The following is a 3422-nucleotide window of genomic DNA, read 5'->3' as shown; positions in this document are numbered from 1 at the left end:
AATCAAGCTCATGATTGAAGATCGGTGATAGTAGCAATCCTTAAAGTACCTTTTCGTTCCAATGCTTGTCACACCCCAGATAGCCTTTTTTTCCTCGATGATCAGGATATGGAGTGGATTGCAAACAAGCGTGGTGACTTCAGCAGGTTAGGTTATGCATTACAGCTGACAACAGTTCGATTTATTGGAGCTTTTATTTCCGACTTGAATCAGATTCCTCGTGTGGTAATTGAGCGAGTTGCTATTCAAATCAAGGTTAATGATCCTGAAAGTTGCATATCAATGTACATGAAAAGTGAGCAGCGTTGGCGTCATGCTGTTGAAATTCGAGCGCGTTATGGCTATATAGAATTTGCTGAAAAAGGTAGTCGTTATCGTCTTGGTCGCATATTATGTGCACTATGCTGGACTGGTACTGACAGACCTGGAGTGCTTTTTGATCATGCAGTGGGTTGGCTATCGACCAACAAAATATTGTTACCAGGTATTACAGTTCTTGAGCGTTTTGTTGCAGAAATTCGCTCCAGGATGGAGTCTCGCTTATGGCGAATGTTGATTAAAAATTTAAGCGCATCACAACAGGAAAAACTGAATGACCTCTTGGTGGTAGAGGATGACGAACATCTGTCATTGCTTGATAAACTGCGTAAAGGTCCGGTTAGCATCAGTAGCACAGCTCTTGTGCAAGCATTAAAACGGGTTGAGTCTGCCCGCAACATTAGTGTTGAATTACCACTGTACCGCATCCCCGCCTGTAAAATAGCAACACTTGCACGCTTTGCTAATACGGCAAAAATTACAGCCATCAACCGCTTGCCGTTTGAGCGTAAAATGGCGACGCTCGTTGCTTTTGCGAATCATTTTGAGTCAGACTCCCAAGATGATTCTCTGGACGTGCTCAGTATGGTATTGCGTGATTTATTCTCAAAGGCCAAGCAAGAAAATAAAAATACACGACTGCGAACTCTTAAAGATCTCGATCAAGCTACAGCCACATTGGTCGATGCATGTAAATTACTACTGAATACAGAATTATGTGATCATGAAATTCGGGACACAATTTATACAACAGTAGGTCATGAAGCGCTTGTATCTGCAGTTGAAAATGCCACTGCCTTAATCAGGCCGCCAAGTAATGTGTTTTATCATGAGCTTGAACAAAAGGAAAAAACAGTTCAGAAATTTTTACCTTCGCTCCTTCGAGTAATAAATTTTGATAGTAATCAAGCGGGAAAACCTCTTCTTGCCAGTCTTGAATGGTTAAAGGGAAAACAAACGGATGAACCGCCAATGGAGATTATTGGAACATCATGGAAACGTAATATTGTTATTAAAAATGAATGTAGCGTTATCAATTGGCCACAAGACGAACCACGACCCACTTATCGCGTCATAAAGAAACTTGTAAAAACCCAAGATGGTATCATTTTGCATAACGATAAACTTTTATATGCTGACCTTATCAATAAAAAAATTAAGGAAATCGTTGTACCAGAGAAAAAACAATCTCAAGTTGAGAAATTGAAAAAATCCATTTTAAACATGAAGGAAGTTCAAAAAAACGCAAATAATAAAGAGCTTGCATTAATAACATCAATAACTGGCCGGGATAGCAATAGAACTACAATTGACCGAACAGCATATATATTTTGTGTTCTTGATAAATTGCAATCGGCACTGAAACATAGGGATGTGTTCATAAGTCCGAGTTGGCGGTATGCTGATCCAAGAGCCAATCTTTATTCTGGCTCAGAGTGGGAGGCAATACGTCCTATGATTTGCCGCTCATTAAATTTAACAATTGACCCAATGTTAGCCATAACAAGCCTTACAGATGAACTACATCAAGTGTATCGGTTAGTTGCTGCAAATATTGATAATAACCCTGCTGTTCGATTTGAAACAGTTAAGGGTAATGAGGAGCTGATTCTAACTCAGCTTGATGCACTTGATGAGCCTCCATCATTAAAAGCATTGAGAGCTGCTGTAAAAGCCAAATTACCACGTGTCGATTTACCCGAGATGGTACTTGAGATAGCCACACGTACTGGATTTGCGGATGGATTTACCCACATCAATGAAGGAAGTGCGCGTGCTGAGGATCTATTAATCAGTTTATGTGCTGAATTGCTAGCAGACGCTTGCAATACTGGACGAGAACCGTTTGTTCGTGAGGACATACCTGCTTTAAAAAGAGATAGATTGGTATGGGTTGATCAAAATTATATTCGAAATGAAACGATAATGGCGGTCAATGCCATTTTAGTTTCTGCTCAAAATCAAATTCCATTAGCTAAGAAATGGGGCGGAGGCGATATTGCATCGGCTGATGGCATGCGCTTCGTTGTACCGGTTAGAACAGTGCACGCTGCTCCAAATCCAAAATATTTTAAATCAGGTCGTGGTGTCACTTGGTACAATCTAATCTCTAATCAACGAACTGGCTTAAATGCTGTAACAGTACCTGGCACTTTACGTGATAGCCTAATATTGTTAGGCGTTGTTCTTGAGCAACAGACGGAATTACAGCCAACGCGGATCATGACAGATGCAGGCGCATACAGTGATATTGTATTTGGACTGTTTCGTTTGTTGGGACTTCGTTTCAGTCCGCGATTGGCTGATATGGGTGGTGCTAGATTCTGGCGGATTGATCCGTTGGCTGATTATGGAAAGCTCAATGTACTTGCAAAAAGTCGTATAAATATAAATCTTGTTCCTCCTGAGTGGGATGATATTTTACGTTTATTGGCTTCATTAAAACTCGGGAGAGTTCCCGCAGAAGGCATTATGCGCACTCTTCAAGTTGCTGATAAACCAACTCGTTTAGCCAAAGCAATTGCCGAAATTGGGCGAATTGACAAAACTATCCACATGCTCAATTATCTTCATGATGAGTCATTCCGTCGTCAGACTTTGGTACAACTAAATTTGGGCGAAGGCAGACACAGTTTAGGTCGTTCTGTTTTTCATGGTAAGCGAGGAGAACTTCATCAGCGGTATCGTGCAGGGCAAGAAGATCAGTTAGGTGCCCTTGGACTGGTTTTAAATATCATTACACTTTGGAACACTATTTACATGGATGCTGCCATTAATCAATTACGACAAGAAGGCTTCCCCGTATACGATGAAGATGTAGCCAGACTGTCCGCATATGGATATGGTCATATTAATATGCTCGGACGATATTCCTTTGCCATGCCAGATGAGGTAAAACGTGGTGAGTTAAGGCCATTAAGAACAACAGAAAAGCCTTAAGTCGGTTGGCTGTTCCATTGCTCCCCAAGCCCGACTTCCGTATTTTTCTCTAATCGCATTCATTGAATACTTGCCAAAAGAGCGAGAACGTAAAGCATCCGCAGGTCTAAAATACCAGCATTCTTTTTTAGATGCACACTTAAATCCCGCTGCTTTTAACGCGT

At 41.1% G+C, this 3422-nt stretch carries 1 protein-coding gene and 1 pseudogene; one reads left to right on the top strand and one right to left on the bottom strand.

Annotated features, from left to right (window positions below; translation table 11 throughout):
- Positions 1 to 24 precede the first annotated feature (24 nt).
- A complete protein-coding gene (locus Q0495_RS10745) occupies positions 25 to 3258 on the top strand; it encodes a Tn3 family transposase (protein WP_298625990.1) in 3234 nt (1077 codons plus the stop codon).
- Here the strand turns inward: Q0495_RS10745 and Q0495_RS10740 are convergent.
- Positions 3235 to 3422, bottom strand: a pseudogene (locus tag Q0495_RS10740) (hypothetical protein); the annotation flags it as partial. The gene Q0495_RS10745 and the pseudogene Q0495_RS10740 overlap by 24 nt on opposite strands.

Source organism: uncultured Legionella sp., from assembly GCF_937871865.1.
Taxonomy (GTDB): domain Bacteria; phylum Pseudomonadota; class Gammaproteobacteria; order Legionellales; family Legionellaceae; genus Legionella.
This window is presented reverse-complemented; position numbering and strand designations above follow the sequence as displayed.